This is a genomic window from Ignavibacteriales bacterium (assembly GCA_026390795.1).
Taxonomy (GTDB): Bacteria; Bacteroidota; Ignavibacteria; order Ignavibacteriales; family Melioribacteraceae; genus Fen-1258.
Map to the genome: position 1 here is coordinate 1,760,150 of JAPLFG010000003.1, position 17,500 is coordinate 1,777,649.

The 17,500-nt window shown below is 36.1% G+C and carries 24 protein-coding genes; all 24 read left to right on the forward strand.

What is annotated here, in order from left to right:
* Positions 1 to 60: 60 nt before the first annotated feature.
* From NTX65_11340 to NTX65_11455, 24 genes are read left to right on the forward strand one after another with little or no spacing between them, the layout of a single operon-like run.
* Positions 61 to 297 (forward strand): hypothetical protein, encoded by a 237-nt coding sequence (locus NTX65_11340; GenBank protein MCX6169928.1) that lies wholly within the window; start codon positions 61 to 63, stop codon positions 295 to 297.
* Complete coding sequence (locus NTX65_11345) at positions 290 to 922, forward strand: sigma-70 family RNA polymerase sigma factor (GenBank protein MCX6169929.1); 633 nt, start codon at positions 290 to 292, stop codon at positions 920 to 922. Before NTX65_11340 ends, NTX65_11345 begins: the two co-directional genes overlap by 8 nt.
* The gene (locus tag NTX65_11350; GenBank protein MCX6169930.1) at positions 915 to 1,787 is read left to right on the forward strand and encodes an HDOD domain-containing protein; all 873 of its coding nucleotides are present in this window, start codon (positions 915 to 917) and stop codon (positions 1,785 to 1,787) included. Before NTX65_11345 ends, NTX65_11350 begins: the two co-directional genes overlap by 8 nt.
* Before the next feature lie 6 nt (positions 1,788 to 1,793).
* Positions 1,794 to 2,675, forward strand: a complete 882-nt coding sequence (locus tag NTX65_11355; protein MCX6169931.1) for an HDOD domain-containing protein — start codon at positions 1,794 to 1,796, stop codon at positions 2,673 to 2,675.
* Entirely contained in the window at positions 2,672 to 3,982 is a 1,311-nt protein-coding gene (locus NTX65_11360) for a hypothetical protein (GenBank protein ID MCX6169932.1), read from the forward strand. The genes NTX65_11355 and NTX65_11360 overlap by 4 nt, the downstream gene beginning before the upstream one ends.
* Positions 3,979 to 4,539, forward strand: a complete 561-nt coding sequence (locus NTX65_11365) for a hypothetical protein (protein MCX6169933.1) — start codon at positions 3,979 to 3,981, stop codon at positions 4,537 to 4,539. The genes NTX65_11360 and NTX65_11365 overlap by 4 nt, the downstream gene beginning before the upstream one ends.
* Positions 4,540 to 4,550: 11 nt before the next feature.
* Positions 4,551 to 5,261, forward strand: a complete 711-nt coding sequence (locus NTX65_11370) for a flagellar hook basal-body protein (GenBank protein ID MCX6169934.1) — start codon at positions 4,551 to 4,553, stop codon at positions 5,259 to 5,261.
* 12 nt (positions 5,262 to 5,273) lie between these two features.
* Positions 5,274 to 6,074: a flagellar basal-body rod protein FlgG gene (gene flgG, locus NTX65_11375; GenBank protein ID MCX6169935.1), complete on the forward strand. Its 801-nt coding sequence runs from the start codon at positions 5,274 to 5,276 to the stop codon at positions 6,072 to 6,074.
* A 5-nt stretch (positions 6,075 to 6,079) separates the two neighbouring features.
* Positions 6,080 to 6,730, forward strand: a complete 651-nt coding sequence (gene flgA, locus NTX65_11380; GenBank protein ID MCX6169936.1) for a flagellar basal body P-ring formation chaperone FlgA — start codon at positions 6,080 to 6,082, stop codon at positions 6,728 to 6,730.
* Position 6,731: 1 nt separating this feature from the next.
* The gene (locus tag NTX65_11385) at positions 6,732 to 7,307 is read left to right on the forward strand and encodes a flagellar basal body L-ring protein FlgH (GenBank protein MCX6169937.1); all 576 of its coding nucleotides are present in this window, start codon (positions 6,732 to 6,734) and stop codon (positions 7,305 to 7,307) included.
* A gap of 7 nt (positions 7,308 to 7,314) precedes the next feature.
* A complete protein-coding gene (locus NTX65_11390; protein ID MCX6169938.1) occupies positions 7,315 to 8,412 on the forward strand; it encodes a flagellar basal body P-ring protein FlgI in 1,098 nt (365 codons plus the stop codon).
* Positions 8,413 to 9,276, forward strand: a complete 864-nt coding sequence (locus tag NTX65_11395; GenBank protein MCX6169939.1) for a transglycosylase SLT domain-containing protein — start codon at positions 8,413 to 8,415, stop codon at positions 9,274 to 9,276.
* Positions 9,273 to 9,725: a flagellar export chaperone FlgN gene (flgN, locus tag NTX65_11400; GenBank protein MCX6169940.1), complete on the forward strand. Its 453-nt coding sequence runs from the start codon at positions 9,273 to 9,275 to the stop codon at positions 9,723 to 9,725. Before NTX65_11395 ends, flgN begins: the two co-directional genes overlap by 4 nt.
* Positions 9,726 to 9,727: 2 nt before the next feature.
* Positions 9,728 to 11,122 (forward strand): flagellar hook-associated protein FlgK, encoded by a 1,395-nt coding sequence (gene flgK / locus NTX65_11405; protein MCX6169941.1) that lies wholly within the window; start codon positions 9,728 to 9,730, stop codon positions 11,120 to 11,122.
* A 2-nt stretch (positions 11,123 to 11,124) separates the two neighbouring features.
* On the forward strand, positions 11,125 to 12,003 hold the full coding sequence (locus tag NTX65_11410) for a flagellin (protein ID MCX6169942.1): 879 nt from the start codon (positions 11,125 to 11,127) through the stop codon (positions 12,001 to 12,003).
* Complete coding sequence (locus NTX65_11415; GenBank protein ID MCX6169943.1) at positions 12,000 to 12,779, forward strand: MotA/TolQ/ExbB proton channel family protein; 780 nt, start codon at positions 12,000 to 12,002, stop codon at positions 12,777 to 12,779. The genes NTX65_11410 and NTX65_11415 overlap by 4 nt, the downstream gene beginning before the upstream one ends.
* Entirely contained in the window at positions 12,758 to 13,441 is a 684-nt protein-coding gene (locus tag NTX65_11420; protein ID MCX6169944.1) for an OmpA family protein, read from the forward strand. The genes NTX65_11415 and NTX65_11420 overlap by 22 nt, the downstream gene beginning before the upstream one ends.
* A gap of 6 nt (positions 13,442 to 13,447) precedes the next feature.
* A complete protein-coding gene (fliW, locus tag NTX65_11425; GenBank protein ID MCX6169945.1) occupies positions 13,448 to 13,828 on the forward strand; it encodes a flagellar assembly protein FliW in 381 nt (126 codons plus the stop codon).
* Between the two features lie 8 nt (positions 13,829 to 13,836).
* The gene (gene csrA, locus NTX65_11430) at positions 13,837 to 14,073 is read left to right on the forward strand and encodes a carbon storage regulator CsrA (GenBank protein MCX6169946.1); all 237 of its coding nucleotides are present in this window, start codon (positions 13,837 to 13,839) and stop codon (positions 14,071 to 14,073) included.
* 3 nt (positions 14,074 to 14,076) lie between these two features.
* Positions 14,077 to 14,793, forward strand: a complete 717-nt coding sequence (locus NTX65_11435) for a response regulator (protein MCX6169947.1) — start codon at positions 14,077 to 14,079, stop codon at positions 14,791 to 14,793.
* A gap of 10 nt (positions 14,794 to 14,803) precedes the next feature.
* Entirely contained in the window at positions 14,804 to 15,664 is an 861-nt protein-coding gene (gene motA / locus NTX65_11440; protein MCX6169948.1) for a flagellar motor stator protein MotA, read from the forward strand.
* Positions 15,661 to 16,431, forward strand: coding sequence for an OmpA family protein (locus NTX65_11445; GenBank protein ID MCX6169949.1), 771 nt, complete (start codon positions 15,661 to 15,663; stop codon positions 16,429 to 16,431). The genes motA and NTX65_11445 overlap by 4 nt, the downstream gene beginning before the upstream one ends.
* Positions 16,428 to 16,835 carry a response regulator gene (locus NTX65_11450; GenBank protein MCX6169950.1) on the forward strand — a complete coding sequence of 136 codons (408 nt, stop codon included), beginning with the start codon at positions 16,428 to 16,430 and terminating at the stop codon, positions 16,833 to 16,835. Before NTX65_11445 ends, NTX65_11450 begins: the two co-directional genes overlap by 4 nt.
* On the forward strand, positions 16,832 to 17,485 hold the full coding sequence (locus NTX65_11455) for a response regulator (protein MCX6169951.1): 654 nt from the start codon (positions 16,832 to 16,834) through the stop codon (positions 17,483 to 17,485). The genes NTX65_11450 and NTX65_11455 overlap by 4 nt, the downstream gene beginning before the upstream one ends.
* The last annotated feature ends 15 nt before the right edge of the window (positions 17,486 to 17,500 follow it).

Sequence of the window (17,500 nt, forward strand, 5' to 3'; positions counted from 1 at the left end):
CCCGGCGGCATACATGGTATGGTATAGTGTTTGCAACTTTATAAACAAAAAAAGGATGCTATGAACAAGATAATTCTTCAAACCGGGTTGCTGATATTTTTCTTTTCGGTAATCTATTTTACACAACGGGGAATGCCTCTTGAAAAAATTCTACTCAATTCATTTGTCATCTTTATCATAGTTACTTCTATGCTTAGCATAATAGTAATTGGAATAATTAAAGCAATTAATAGAAACTCGCTTAATAAATTGAGCGACTATTCAGAGAACTTAGCAGGAAAAACAAAAAATGAGTAATACAGCTCTTTGGACCTCGTACAAACAAAATCCATCAACGGATTTGAAGAAACAGATTGTTCTAAATTATGTAAATCTTGTTCACTACGTAATTCACAAGACAAATCTGATTCAAAACGGAATTCTAGACCGCCGAGATTTTTTCCAATTTGGCATTGAAGGATTAAGCGAGGCCATAGACCGTTTCGATCCCGATTTCGGGACCAAATTTGAGACGTATGCAATTCAGCGTATACGCGGAAAAATTTATGATGAGCTCCGCAAATACACGGATAAATTTGAACATGCAGTTCAAGGCGATAGCTGTACAAGTTATTCTTTGTCCAGTATCTCCTTGAATCAAACCGTAAACGATGATGACGGTATGCAATATCAAGAGCTTATCCCAAGCAGCGCAGAAAAACCCGATGCCATTCTGGAAACAAAAGATTTAAAACAAAGATTGGTTGATATTATAAAAGAACTAGGCGAAAGGGAAAGAACAATTTTGAGCTTGTATTACTACGAAGAATTGAACTACAAAGAAATTGCACAGGTGTTAAATATTACGGTTTCTCGAGTATCGCAGATTCATTCTAAAATAATTAGCGCACTTAAACTTAAGCTGGCAGAGTACAATGGTTGATGTTAAGCATCCTGAATTAAAAGAAAACATTAGAAAGAAGCTTCTGAATATTGGCACACTTCCGTCTATACCTCACATTATAACGGAAGTTTCTCAGATGCTGGACAGCGATAGAACAAGCGCAACTGATCTTTGCAAAATCATTTCTCAAGATCAAGGTATTGTCACAAAAATACTTGCAGTTGCAAATTCTCCATTGTATGGATTGCCAAGACGAGTTTCTACAATCGAGTTTGCAGTGATCATTATCGGTTTTGAACATATCAGAAATATTTTAGTTGCACTATCTCTTGTTGAAGCTTTTAAAGCCAAAAATACTCCGGATTGGAATCAGAATGCTTACTGGATCCACTCGTTGTTGACCGCAACAGCAGCAAAAAGAATTGCTGATGATCTTCACTACCCAAAATCCGGTGAAGTTTTTACTGCAGGCCTTCTTCACGATTTGGGTCTTGTAGTTCTTCAACGTTATTTGAATTCCGAATTCAAAAATATTTTAAGTATGATCGAGACAGATCAGGTCAATCACTTTACGGCAGAAGAAAAAACTCTTGGTTTTACACATCAGGATATAGGCGTGTTCTTACTTGAGAGATGGAATTTCCCTCCATACATAAGCGAAGCTATACTCTATCATCATAAACCGTCACTAACGGAAAAAGGAAGAGTTCTGGCTTCACTTATTCATCTTGCAGATTATATGACCCAGCGTTTATCAATAGGGGCTTTCGATTGGGATAATAATTTCGAACTCGATGAAAACATAATAGACATCCTCGGTTTTGGGAGTTTTCAATATTTAGAAGAATTTATTTTAGGCTACGAACCTTTATTTAAAAGTCATCTTGAATCAATAAATCTATAGGCTATCATGGAAACAATAACAACTGATTATTCGCAGAAGCGCGAGCGAACAGAATTGATCTTGAAAAAAGTTAATACATTAGCTCCCATTCCGAAGCTGTTAACTGAAGTGTTGGAACTGTTGAACGATCAATATACAAGTCCGCACATTTTATCAAAAGCAATATCCAAAGATCAAAGCGTAGTACTAAAACTTCTTACAATTGCCAACTCTCCATTTTACGGATTAACGAAAAGAGTATCTTCGATTGAGTTTGCAATAATGATTTTAGGTTACGATGAAATCAGAAATATTGTTTCTGCACTTTCGCTGATGGAATCGATGAGGAACAAAAGCGATCAATATCTTGATCAGAAAAATTTCTGGATGCACTCATACATTACAGCTACAATCTCCAAAAAAATTGCAATGGATTTTGGGTTGGAAAAAAGCGGTGAAGCATTTCTTGCAGGACTTTTACATGATCTCGGAATTTCAGTTGTCCATCGTTTCATGCATTCTGACTTTGTTAGTATTTGCGATCTTGTTAACAATGGTACCACATATCTTGATGCAGAAAGACAAGTTTTAGGAATAGACCATCAGTTGGTAGGAGAAATGCTTCTAAAGAATTGGAACATTCCTGAATTGATTTGCAATATTGTCAAGAATCATCACTCGCCGAATTTGTCTCAAGAAGCGCCGGTATTAAGTTCTGTAGTTCATCTGGCAGACTATATGACCCAGAAATTGCAGATGGGAGAATTGAATTGGGACGGCAACATTGAATTGAACGAGCACATTTTTAATAATCTGCATTTCAAAGATTTGACGGATCTTGGAAAATTTATAGAAAATTACCGTGAGCCATTAGTTGGTCAACTTGAATCATTGAGGTATTTAATTTGAGACTGATTAAAGACAATACTACCGAATATGAATCTTTTCACAAGTCGCTTCAGTATTTCACTAAACAATCTGCAGCGCGTGGAGATCTTAAACTTGTAAGTTTTGAGAACCATAAGGTTAATTCAACTCTATTTGAAAAATATTCTTTCTTTGTTCAGAATGTATCCTCGTTTCAAAAAAGAATTCAAAATATTGAAAGCGTTATAGAATTGAATTCGATTTTTCAAGAGTTTGTTAAAAGAATAATTTTTTCGAAAGAGGTAGAGATATTTCTGTTTAACGATTCTCGCCGCAATCTTATTCCTCTGAACACGGCTACATCACAACCGCACATCGCTGTGGTAAATAAAGCATATAAAGACGGCATTCTGGATTGGATATTCGAAACAAAGAAAGCAACTATAATTCCGGATCTGAATCTTCTCACAATTAATGGTTCGAAGCTCAATCAAATTATCTTCCCGATTTTTGATCGAAAAACAAATTATGGACTGCTTTCAATACTAACCCCGGTTACAAAAGTATCGGAGGATTCGCTTGAAAATCAATCGGTGCAAATTCTGTTAAGTATGATAATCCCGATGATTATAAATTTACGACAGAAACAAACAATCAATAAACTTTACCAGGAGCTTCAAGTTTACCAGTCTAAGATGAAAAATGATTTTGATACCTACGCAATTGGTGAACTTGCGCAGGGAATATTGGAAGAGATAGGCGAACCGCTTCAAGTTATTTTAAGTTATACAAACGATATTGAAAATGAACAGACCGTTGAAGGCGAGATTACGGATAAAATTAAACAGCAGGTAAAGAAGATCAGCGACCTTGCTGACCGTCTTGTTAAATTTTCCGGGCTTAACAAACCTCAGCCGCAAAAAAGCCAGCCGTGCGAAATAAACAAAGTTCTGCGTGAATTTATTAATGTAATAAAAACGACGCTTGATAATCTTGGACTGGAATGTGAATTGGATCTTGAAGAAAATATGCCACCCATTCTATGTGATCCTAAAGACATTAAACAATTATTATCGAGCATTTTCTCAATAATTAAAAGTGATTCTAAAAAAGGCGGGGCAATAGTTATACAATCAAAGTACATTAAAGAAAAAATTGTTCTTTCGGTTTTTACAACTGAACAAGTGATGGGACTGTCCAATCCGGAAGAATACAATTCGAATGTAACGGTAAAACTAATAAACGAACTTATGAAGAAGAATGAAGGTGTTGTTGAATTCAACTCGTTGCCGCTTAAAGGAACAATCATTCATCTGATTTTCCCATTGAAAAGGAAATTAAATCTATGAGATCCGTATTCTGTTTTGTTCTGATTTCTGCTTCGTTATTGTTTGCACAAAGTAAATCGGTTGACTCGAGTTCGACGGTTTCGCTTAAAGATGGCGTTCGTATAAGTGATCTTGTTCAGCAGCAGATAAACAAAGCAAAAGAAAAACAATCAATACAAACAGTTCCCATTGTAAAAGTTGTTACTCAATCCGGAATAAATCAACCGGTTAACAAAGAAATTCCGGGCTTTTTTAGTTCATTGCCTCTACATATAAAATTATTTTTTTCGATTTCAATTGTAATTCTGCTTGTTATCACGTTTAGAAGAGCAATACTTGCTTTTAAAAAGAGAGCTTCACAGATCCTAAAAAATAAAATTACAATGCTTCGCGAAGAAAAAGTTGTAACAAGAACAAATCCTAAACTTGAAGAAGCGCGCAAGAAACTGAGAAATAGCAAATCAATCTTTGATACAACCGATAAACACATCTCTAAAGTAGCAAAGGGATTAAACATTGCTAAAGGAGAACTTCTGCTTGCATCGCGGTTGAAGATCTTTGAAATTGGAAAAATGTAAGAGAGGATGAAATGATAAAAGGAATCTATACCGCCGCTCGAAGTCTTGAATACAAAGTTAAAAATATTGACGTGATAGCAAACAATCTTGCAAACTTGAGTACAACCGGATATAAAAGAGAAATTCCTTTTTCAGAAGTAATAAACCAGATGGGTGATGTTCAGATTAAAAAACTTTCCAGCCAACGGCAGGGAGATGTTCTTCTAACCGCTAATCCATTGGATATGGCTATTTCCGGTAAAGGGTTTTTTGCAGTCAAAAATGACGAAGGTAATATAGAACTTACCCGCAACGGGAGATTTAAAATTTCAGATGAAGGATTCTTGGTTGATAGCAGCAATCAAAAAGTTTTAGGAAAGAACGGTCCGATCTCTATGGAAGATACGATGCAGAATAAGGATTCGGTAATACTTGTTACAAAAGCCGGAGAAATTAAGGTTGGCGATAAAACAATTGATACTTTGTTAATTATGAATGTTGATGATTCAACTCAATTGGCCAGATCTGACGATTCTAACTTTGCAACTGATGGACAGCAATGCTTTGCAGCTCCCGAAACCGACTACGGTATTTCTCAAGGATATCTTGAAGGAGCTAACACAAATGCTATTGAAGAAATGGAAGCAATGATTCAGCTTAATAAAGAATATGAATCAGCACAAAAAATTATTGCCTCGCTAGATAAATCGCTCGCTCAGGCAAATGAAATTGGAAAAGTATAAAAGGAGAAGGTTATGTCAGAACGTGCATTAAGAACTGCGGCTACCGGTATGTATGCTCAGCAAATTAATATTGAAGTTATCTCTAACAATATTGCCAACATTAACACCACCGGATTTAAAAAGAATAAAGCTGAATTTCAAGACTTGATGTACCAGGAGGTCAGTATTAATCCTCTTACTTCATCTACTCCAGGGTTGGAAGACACAAGTACTTCTAAGATTCAAGTTGGTAATGGTGTTAAGCCGGCATCTTCTCAAAAAATATTCAAGCAAGGCGATGTTACACCTACTAACAATCAATTTGATCTCGCAATTCAAGGTGAAGGATTTTTTCAGGTACAAAAGAGCGATGGAACATTTGCTTATACACGCGATGGTTCGTTTAAAGTAAATGCGGAAGGAAAAATTGTTACTACAAGCGGATATACTCTGGAGCCAGGATTCACTTTGACTTCGGACATTGCGAGTGTTGCAATTGGAAAAGATGGAACCGTAGAAGCTCATTTGGTCGACGGCAGCGCAGCAACACTTGGTAATATTGAACTTGCGCGCTTCATGAACAACGGTGGTCTTAATTCACTTGGCGATAATCTTTATGCGGAAACTCCGGCATCCGGACAACCGGTTCTTGGAACTCCCGGAAATGCAGGCTTTGGCGAAATTAATCAAGGTTTTCTTGAAGCATCCAACGTTGATATCGTTGAAGAGATGATTTCGATGATTGCCGCACAACGCGCATACGAAATTAATTCTAAAACAGTTAAAACTGTGGAAGATATGATGACCATGGCAAACAATCTTAAGAACGGATAATTGATATGTTCGGATTAATCTCAATACTGATAGGTTTAGTTTTTGGGCAAGGGCAGAATTTTAACGTCCAGCTTAAAAAATATTTAGATGAAAAATTGAATTCGTATGCAAAGTATGAATATCAAATTATTCAAGCGCCTAAAAATTACTCCCGCATTGAAATTAGCGAAGATAGAAAATCGCGTTTGAACAAGAACTATTTCTATTTACCTGTAAAAATTTATGATAACAAAAATATTGCAAGTCTATCGCTTCTAACTATACGTGTAAAACTTTATAAAAATGTTTTTTCGGCGGCAAAGGAAATCCGGAGAAATGAAAATCTTTTGCCGAATATGTTCGAATTAAAACTTGCTGATGTTTCCTTGTACGGTGATAATATAATTAATGTAACGGAAAATCTTGCCAATTATAGAAGCAAGGTTCTTGTAAAATCCGGATCGATCCTTTCCGGAGAAATGATTGAACCGATTCCTGTAATAAACCGAGGCGATAAAATATTTCTTCATACCGGCGGTCTTGGTGTTGATGTTTCTATAGATGTAACTGCACGTCAAGACGGATGTGCTGGAGATGTGATAAGTGTTTTATCAAACGGAAACAAATTATACAAAGGGAAAATAGTAGATAAAAGCAATTTAACTCTGGTAGAATAATATGAAACGACTAATAACAATTTTATTACTTACTGTTCTCACAGTAACAATTAAAGCTCAGGATATGCGCCAAAATGCTTACTCGTCCCTTTTCTCTGATCAGAAGGCATGCAGGCAAGGAGATGCAATAACAATAATTGTATTAGAATCTACACAAGCTTCTAATAATTCCGCAACGAACGCTGGCAGAAAGAGTGATGTTGGATTCGGTCTTTCGGGTGGTCTTGATAAAACCGCTTTACCGAATGTTGATTTAAAAGTGGCAGCTAATAATGATTTCAGCGGTGAAGGATCAACTCAAACAAGAGGTAATATAAGTACAAAGATAAGCGCAACAGTAGACACGGTACTTGCCAACGGCAATCTAGTAATTCACGGCAGTAAAAAAATTACAATTAACGGTGAAGAGCAGACAATTATTATTAAAGGAACTGTGCGCCCATCCGATATTTCTCCGGGCAACGCAGTTCTTTCATACAACATTTCCAATGCAGAATTATCATTTGAAGGGAACGGCATAATTAATAATGCACAAAAACCGGGTTTATTAACAAAAATATTCCATTGGTTGTTTTAGGATCGAAATGAAAGCAAAACTTTTTTTATTCTTTATAATTCTTTTATTCATGGGGAATTCAATTTTTTCTCAGAGAATTAAAGATGTTGCATACATGTCCGGAAAAAATTCCGAACAAATAATTGGTTACGGATTAGTGGTAGGATTGGCAGGAACCGGAGATAGTTACCGTTCATCTTTCACAATACAATCTGTAACAAGTATGCTTAAAAGATTCGGGATAACCGTTCCTCAGACGGATCTTAAAACAAAAAATGTTGCCGCCGTAATTGTAACTGCAACGTTAAGTTCAAATTTACGAGCGGGCGCAGAGTTCGATGTAACCGTTTCTTCGATGGGAGATGCAACAAGTCTTCAAGGCGGAACTCTTCTGATGACACCGCTATCAAGTATAAGCGGTAAAGTATTTGGTTTTTCTCAAGGCGCAATATCTGTCGGAGGATACGATATAAATACTTCAACCGGGAATAGAGTTTCAAAAAATCATACTTTAGCCGGAAGAGTACCGCGCGGCGGCACACTAAAAGAATCAATGGAAGTTGCAGAGCAGTCCACTGGTGAAATTTCTGTCTTCTTGAAAGATCCGGATATTACTACATCGGAGAATATTTCAATAGCCGTAAATAAAAAGTTTGGAAGTGATATTGCCAAAGCTGTTGACGCCGCCGAAGTTAAAATTGCTATACCGCAAGACCGCCAAACAAATCTTGTTGGATTTCTTTCCGAGCTGGAAAACATCCCGGTTCAAGTTGATGAGATTGCAAAAGTTGTATTAAATGAAAGAACCGGTACTGTTGTTTCCGGTCAGAATGTAAAAATTCAGCCGGTCACAATTACTCACGGAAGTCTGAATATTACAATTCGTAATTATCCTATTGTCTCTCAACCGGGTGCGTTCTCTCAAGGAAAGACAGCCATTGTAAACAATTTGATTCCGTATGCTACTCAAGATTCAACAAACACCGTTGCCATACAAGGTGCAAGCAATGTTCAGGAAGTAGCGGCTGCACTAAATTCTCTAAAAGTTTCTCCGCGCGATATAATCTCAATTTTCCAAGCGCTTAAAGAAGCAGGCGCCCTTATGGCAGAATTAATTATAATGTAAATGAAAGAACTAACGCTCAAAATAGATAATCCGCAAAGGCAAATTTCACAACCGATGAAAGTGAATTCCCGTTATGATGAAAAGGGAAAAGCAAAGGTTGCCTCTGCAACAAAGCAATTTGAAAGTATGCTTACTCAAATGATGCTTAAGAGCATGAACAAGACTACAGGCGGAATGCTTGGCGAAGAAGGTTACGGCAACGATATGTTCGATACTGTTTTTGAACAAGAAATTGCCACTTATATGGGTAAAACAAAAAGTCTTGGACTTGCCGAGATGCTCTACAAAAAAATTACGGGTGAAGAGATGAAGCCCGAGTTGCGTACAAAGATCAGTAATAAAGTTGAACCAATAAAAGTAAATAATATTAATACAAAAATTGATTCGACAAATGTTCATCTAAGTAATGAACCATCAATAAAAATTGATTCAACGAATGTACACCCAAGTAATGAATCATTGAATAGAATCCAAAAGTTGGACCAGCATATTGACGAAGCAGCCAAATCCTATGGTGTAGATAGAAATATTATAAAATCCATCATAATGACAGAAAGCGCGGGGAATCAAAAAGCGGTTTCCAGCGCTAAAGCGAAAGGATTAATGCAGTTAATGGATTCAACAGCGGTAGATATGGGGGTTCAGAATGTGTTTAATGCTAGAGAAAATATTCTTGGAGGCACTAAATATTTTGCCAAAATGCTTCGACAATATAGTGGTGATGTGAAGCTTGCACTTGCGGCATATAATGCCGGGCCGAAAAATGTGGAAAGATACAATGGTATTCCTCCTTTTGAAGAGACAAAAAATTACATAAATAAAGTGTTAAGCTATTTCAATCATTTTAGTGAGAGTAAATTATGAACGCACAGCTTTTAGTTAATTCTTTGAGGCAGCAGGATAATAATCTTGACAATTTGATCGAAGTACTTGAAGAAGAAAAATTCGCAATTGTTCAAAACGATTATAACGCTCTTGAGCAAGTTATTCTTAAAGAACAAAAAGTACTGAAAACGGTTGAACGGGAAGAATCCAACCGTATTAAGATTATTAAAGAAATTGCCAGTCTATACTCGCTGGAACTTTCATCACCTTCTGTTGAAAATCTTCTTGAACATGGAAAAAGTTATTTAGAAAATGAAATGAAAGACCTGACAAAATTGCGCGAGACTATTAATCTTAAACTTGACAAAATAGCCCAGGCTAATTTACACTTGAAAACTGTGATCGAATTCTCACGCAATATGATTAAAGAAACTGTTCTGATGCTTGTGGGACCAAACAAGCACAAACTAGTTAACAAGAGAGTATAATAATGAGTATAGGTAATGTATTTGATGTAGCCGTACGGGCAATGTCTACATATCAGCAGGCAATAGATGTTACTGCAAACAATATTTCTAATGCAAGTAACCCCGATTATGCGCGTCAAAGAATTCAGTTTGCAACTGTAACTGCTGAAAATGGACGCGGAGCCGGTGTAACCGTTGCCGATGTTCAGCGGATTAAAGATGATCTGCTGGGAGTTCAAATTAGAAATTATCAATCAAAGTCATCCGATGCCAATAAACGCTCACAAGTACTTAGTCAGATTGAAAGCATAATTTCGGAGCCTTCAGATAATGGACTTTCAAATTATATGACTCAGTTTTTTAATTCGTGGGATCAACTAGCATCGCAGCCGAACTCAACTCCTCGAAGACTGGATGTAATTCAGAATGCTCAAACTGTTAGCGACCGCTTCTCACAAATTTTAAACGGGATGAATGATATTCAAACCAGTTTGCAAACAGAAGCTCTAAATGATGTTGCTACGATTAACACATATTTAAAAGATATTAACGGTCTAAATCAAAGAATTTCCGAATCGGAAATGCGCGGCATTAAAGCCAATGAATTAAAAGATCAAAGAGAGGCATTGATTGGTAATTTGAGTAAGATGGTTAATATAACCGTTCAAAAAAATCCGAATGGTTCGGTAAATGTAAATGTCGGCGGTTTATATGGTGCCGACCTTAATACATATAATCAATTTGAAATGAAGATTGTTAATGGTCAAATGCGGCTGGTTTCACAAAACGATTCTTCTGCTATAGCAATGCTAAACAGCGGTGAATTATTTGCAGTTTCTGACCTTTATTCAAACAAGATTGCTAAATACAAATCCAGTATTGAAAACCTTGAAACCGTTTTTGTGAATAAAATTAATCAACTGCATATGAGCGGGAATACCCTGGCGCAGGGTGCTAACTCAAAAACCGGAATTCCATTTTTTGGAGAACTTGACGTTAATGGAAATGTGATTAATTCTATTTCGAATGGTCAGCTGCAAATCAATCCAGCGATTTTAGATAACCCGGCTAATATTGCCGCTTCCAATGCAGTTAATAATGATGGAAACGGTAATAATGCTATTCAAATTGCCAAACTGCTTGATTCAAAACTATTGGAGTTAAACGGCCAGAGTTTATTGGATAATTATTCAACTACACTAAATAGCATTGGATTAGATAAAGTTTCTAACGATAATACAATACAATCAAGTGAGGCAATCCTTTTACAGTTAGGAAACCAGGATTCATCTACTTCCGGAGTTTCACTTGATGAAGAAATGGCAAACGTTCTCAAATTTCAACGTTCATACGATGCCGCCTCTAAAATGGTAAAAATAGCGGATGAAATGATTCAGACAATTTTACAAATGGTGTAATTATGAGAGTAACAGAAAGTTCAATAAACGCAACGTACTTGTATAATCAGCAGCAAGTTCTCAAGCGTAAAACACAAATTCAGATTGAACTTGCAACCAATAGCAGGATTCAAACACTATCGGACGATGTTACCGGTTCACTTGAGAGCATAAAACTAAACTCTCAAATAAAAAAGACCGATACATATGTGCAGAATGGAGTAAATGCAAAACAGTTTATGAATTCTTCTCTTCAATCGCTTGATAACATGACTGTGGAAATTCAAAAAATAATGACCACTTGCGTAGATGCCGATAATCCGCTTAATGTTCAAAATTATGGAACAATGGTACAATCAATTAAAGATTCGTTAACCGCGATTGTACAAAATATGACAGCAAAGCATAATGGTATGCCTCTTTTTGGAGGAACTAATTTTCAGTCGGATCCTGTTACGATTGACGTAAATGGGAAAGCCGTCATTTCGGCCGAAGATTTTTCGGGAGTGATGCAAGCTCAAATTTCTCAAGACGTAAAACAGACATACAATATACCCGGCTCTAAATTATTAGGAACGGGCATATTTGATTCAATTAATAATATCATAGATTCTTTAACTGCTGGGACTGCACCTACCAAAGCTCAGCAAACAGATTTAGAAAACGCATATAATGCGATTCTAAATGTACAATCTCTTGGCGGTCAATCTATTAATAGAATGGATGATTTGAACCAGATGTTGACAACCCAAACAATAAATTTGCAGGAGATGCTTAGCAACAAACAGGGAGTAGATGTAGCAGCCCTTACAGTTGAATTACAAAACAAAGATTACTTATTACAGATCACTAATAAACTTTTAGCGAACAATTATCCTAAATCTCTTTTTGATTATCTATGATAAAGAAAACAGGAACATTGATTGGACTTCTTCTTGGTTTATTTTCCATTTTCGGAGCGTTTTTTTTAGAAGGCGGTTCCTTTAAAGCGCTGTTTTTATTTTCGTCTTTAGTAATTGTTTTTGGCGGAACATTTTCTGCAATCATTATTGGTTTTGGACTAGACAAATTCAAAAATATAGTTACGCTTATTCGACTAGCTTACTTTCCCAGAGAGTATGATGTGAGCCGGGTGATTGACACATTTGTAGAACTCTCTATTAAAGCACGAAAAGAAGGATTGCTTTCAATCGAAAAAGATTTGAACAAATTTGGTTATGTCTTTCCTAAAAAGATGACAAAGTTTGTTCTTGATGGCACTGATGCCGAATCGCTACAGAATCTTGCACAGCTTGAATTAAAAACAATGCAGGAAAGGCATTATTCAAATATTTTCATATTTACAAAAATGGGAGGATATGCACCCACAATGGGTATTATAGGAACTGTAATGGGTTTGATAATGACCCTTGCTAATGCCGGCGCAGATCCTAATTCATTAATTAAAAATATTGCAACCGCATTTATTGCAACGCTGTGGGGTGTATTCAGCGCAAACATTTTATGGCTTCCAGTAGGAGATAGATTAAAGAGATGTCATTCAGAGGAGAAAAATATGATGGAGATTTCTTTGGAGGGAGTGCTAACACTTCAGAGCGGAGAAATTCCTTCGATAATGAAGGCAAGACTAATAGGAATGCTTCCGCAAAGAGAACAATTAAGCAAAATGAGTTCTTAGATTCCGAAGAAAATCCTTATGCAGAAAGCGGTGATAAAGATCGGTACTTAATTACCTATTCCGATTTAATTACGCTGCTTTTGGGCTTGTTCATTATTCTTTATGCCGTATCGAATATTGACAACAGTAAGTATAAAAATGTTGTTGCAGCAATGGGAAGTTATTTCGGCAATGAGTCTATTGTTCCAAAAATGGCGGAATCAAAAATATTGACTAGGCCGAGAGAGAAAGTAAGCGAAGAACTCAGCAAGTTGATTGTAGAAAATAATTACTCGAACTCTATTCAATTGGAAGAAAACGAAAGAGGTGTTACGATACATATTCTGGATGATATTTTATTTCCTCCCGGCAAAGCGGATATGAATGAGTCTTCTAAATTAGTATTGAAAAAATTAGCTAAAGTTCTCAGCACAATTCCAAACGATATCAGAATAGAGGGACATACAGATAATATACCGATATTTACAGAACGCTATCCTTCTAACTGGCATCTTTCGGTGGATAGAGCATTAAGTACCGCTTATTATTTAATAAAACAAGAAAATATCTCTCCGGATAAAGTTTCTATTGTTGGTTACTCGGAATACAGACCGATTGCTACGAACGATACACCGGAATCAAGAGCTAAAAACAGAAGAGTAGATTTAGTAATTCTTAAGTGAGTAAATATGAAAATCAACACACATCAATTTGGTGAAATTGAATTCACCGAAGAAAAAATAATTAACTTCGAAAACGGCTTGTTCGGTTTCGAATATCTAAAAAAATATCTTTTCATTAAACCGGATGACAGTTTTTTCTATTGGCTAAACTCAATCGAAAATCCCGATATTGCTTTCCCGATGTTTGGTCTTAGAGTAATTGATGATCATTTCCCGCAGGAAGAAAATTTTGAGGCGTTTGGAATTGTGACACTTAATTCTAACCCTCTTAATATCACATTGAATCTGAAAGCGCCGGTTTACATTAATCAAAATGATAAATCGGGATTTCAAAAAATAGTTGATACGGATAATTACCCGGTTAACTACAACCTTTTTTCTGAGTGAAGGTGAATATGTTAGTCTTAACAAGAAAAATAAATGAAGATATTAAAATTGGTTCGGACATAACTATTAAAATATTATCTATTTCCGAAAATCAAATAAAGTTAGGCATTGACGCTCCTAGAAATGTACAAATTTACCGAAACGAAGTGTTTGAAAAAGTAAAAGAAAGCACAATTGAAGCATCACGTGCCAGCATTCAAAAAGAAACAGACCTATTCAAATACAAAATCCAAAGGGTTAAATAAGAAATGGACTTTGATCACGGTAAAATTAAAATCCTAGTAATCGATGATTCGGATATCATCAGAAGTACTTTAAAAAAATTCTTGCTGGAATATGAAATTGAAGTTATTACCAGCAACGACGGGTTAGAGGGGTTGCAGCAGGCAATTGAGCACAAACCGAGATTGATTTTTCTCGATTTGATGATGCCGAATCTTGACGGCATACGTTTGCTTAGAGTTCTGAAAGTGATGGAAGAATTGAAACATATTCCGGTAATAATTATTAGCGGACATACAGATAAAACCAATGTTATTGCCGCTATGGAAGCAGGTGCAGAAAAAATCGTTTCAAAACCGCTTACTAAAGAGATTCTGATTAAAAGCATTAATGAAGTCCTTGGCGGTAATTTTCTAGGCAGTTCTAAAAAGTTTCTTAATCTTACTAATTCGGAAAAGGAACAGATGACTAAGGAACTAAAAAAATATTTTATAAATAGTCTTGCTAACAAAAAAGAGACACTCAAAAAATCGCTCGATCATAAGAATATGGAATTATTAAAACTAGTTGTTCACGAATTGAAAGGGTCAAGTGGAACAGTAGGATTTCACCGAATAACAGATATCTGCCGGGAAATTGAAGCATGTGCCTCTTTGCCGAATCATAGCTGGGATGAAATTGAGCAAAAGTGTCAACTTTTAACGGAAAGCTTCCAGCAAGCAGAATCATCTGCTGTTAAGTAGGAGATAAAAAATGTTTGTAATTATTGGGCTTGTAGTTGTACTTATTTCTGTGGTTGTAGGATTCTCCTTAGCGGGTGGTAACTTAATTCTATTGATTCAAATTTCAGAGTTTATTACAATCGGCGGCGCCGCAATTGGAAGTTTATTAATTGCTTCACCATTACCGCTGATTAAAAAAATGATTAGCTCATTGAAGGGAATAATAAAACACGCAGGCAACACAAAAGATGATTATCTCCAAATGATGAAATCATTTTGCGATCTTTTCTTAATAGCTCAAAGAGAGGGATTGCTTGCAATTGAAAAGCATATTGAAGATCCGGATACTAGTACAATTCTCTCTGCAAATTCGAAATTTATTCATGACGCTGTTATGAAAAATTTCTTTTGCGATACAATGAAAGTTATGTTGGCTGGTTCAGTTCCTCCGCAGGAGATAGAAAATTTGATGGATGCAGAAATTGAGACTTTTGAAAAAGAAAACCGGCCTGTTTATGAAGGAATAAATCGAGTTGGAGATGCTTTACCCGGGCTTGGAATTGTGGCAGCAGTACTTGGAATTATCGTAACAATGGGCGCTATCAATGAAGGACCGGAAGTAGTTGGAGAAAAAGTTGCGGCTGCCTTAGTTGGAACATTTCTTGGTGTATTGCTTTCTTATGGATTTGTAGGTCCTCTAGCGGCAAATCTCTCTCACTCTGTTGAAGTGAGAGCGCAAGATTTAATAATTATTAAATCATTTATACTTGCGTATGCAAAAGGGAATCCGCCATTTGTTGCGGCTGAGATTGCTAGAAGATCAATATTTTCTGATGAGCGCCCTTCGTTCCAGGAACTTGAAGCGTTCTTAAGGGGGAAAAAAGATAAGTGAGCGATATAGGAACTGAAGCAACTCCCATAATTAAAAAAATTAAAAAATCTCACGGCGGGCATCACGGGGGCGCTTGGAAAGTTGCGTATGCGGATTTTGTAACGGCAATGATGGCTCTTTTTATCGTTCTTTGGATTTTAGGTCAAAAACCGGAAGTGAAAGAAGCAGTGTCTTCTTATTTCAAAGATCCTGTGGGATTCTCTTCCAAAAGTAAAATTTTGATAGAAGGTAAAGCGAATCCTGTACCAGGTATGAAGGCGGAAGAAGAAGCGAAAACTCATGAAATGGAAAAAGCAGAATTAGAAAAGATAGGTGAAAAATTAGAGGGAGAATTAAAAGCCGACACTGATTTAATGGGTCTTGCGAACCAAGTTAAGATTGAAATTGTTAAGGAAGGATTACTAATCGAATTGACCGACTCTGAAAATGATGTCTTCTTCGATCTGGGTACTGCGGAGTTGAAGCAAAGAGCAATAAAAATAATTCATAAAATTGGTTCAGAAATTTCGAAAATGCCTAATAAAATAATTGTTGAAGGACATACCGATTCGCATAAGTATAATAATATTGGAACCGGATATACAAATTTTGAACTGAGTTCAGAGCGAGCGCTTGCTGCAAAGAGAGCTTTGGTAGCTGGCGGATTAAAGGAGAAGCAAATTGATGAAGTACGAGGTTATGCCGATACTCGGTTAAGAAACGTTCAAAATCCGCTAAGCTCAACAAACAGAAGAATTAGTATTACTGTGAAATTTAATAAACTATGAAAACGTTAAAAAAAATATTGATAATTGAAGACGATGCGTTTCTACAGGATTTTTACAGAATAATTTTTAAAAAAATTGGCGCAGAAATTATCCTTGCTGAAGACTCGGACGATATATTTAAAATAGTTAGCGAAGGTGAAGTTGAATTGATAATCATGGACATTAATCTGAGAAACACAAGCTTGAATTCTCAGCGGATTGACGGAATAAAATTATCTCGGTATATAAAAGAACATTATAGCCATCTTCAAATTCCCATTATTCTTATTACGGCTTATCCTTTATCGAGTTTTGGAAACCGCCTTCTTGAGGATAGCTTGGCTGATGATTATCTTATTAAACCGATAGCAGATTTTAATCAACTAATTGAAAAAATTAACAACTTGGTTTGCATAAAAACATGAAAGATTCAGTCCTAATTGTAGAAGACGAAAAAGATACTCGGTTTATACTCGAGAAACTTTTATCGAGAAATAATTACGATGTGACCAGCGCCGTAAACGGGCAGGAAGCACTTGAAGTGTTAAAAACTTTTTCGCCCAAAGTTATTCTTGCAGATTGGACAATGCCGATTCTGGACGGTCTGGCGCTCTGCAATGTTCTAAAAAATGATGAAAAATATAAACTCATCTATTTTATAATTCTTACGGCACGTTCGTCTTTAAAAGACAGAATAATGGGCCTGGATGTTGGCGCGGACGATTTTTTGATCAAGCCGGTTGAAAACCAGGAGTTGCTTGCGCGAATCCGTTCAGGTGTAAGAATATTTAATCTTCAAAACGAACTAAGAAGCATTGAACATTCGAAAGCGATTGTTGAAATGGCTTGTACAATCGGGCATAAAATAAATAACCCGCTCAGCAGCTTGGTCTTTTCGATCAAAAATATTGAAAATGAGCTTATGCAGAAAGATAAATCAAAGTATCTAGAAGATTTTACGACTGTTAATGAATCAATTGAACGGATTAAAAAGTTTGTAAACGAGTTAATTCATCTCGAAAAACCAGAAGTTGTAAGTTATTTTGAAGAAAAAAGGATGATCAAGACGGATTAGTATAAAATAAATGCC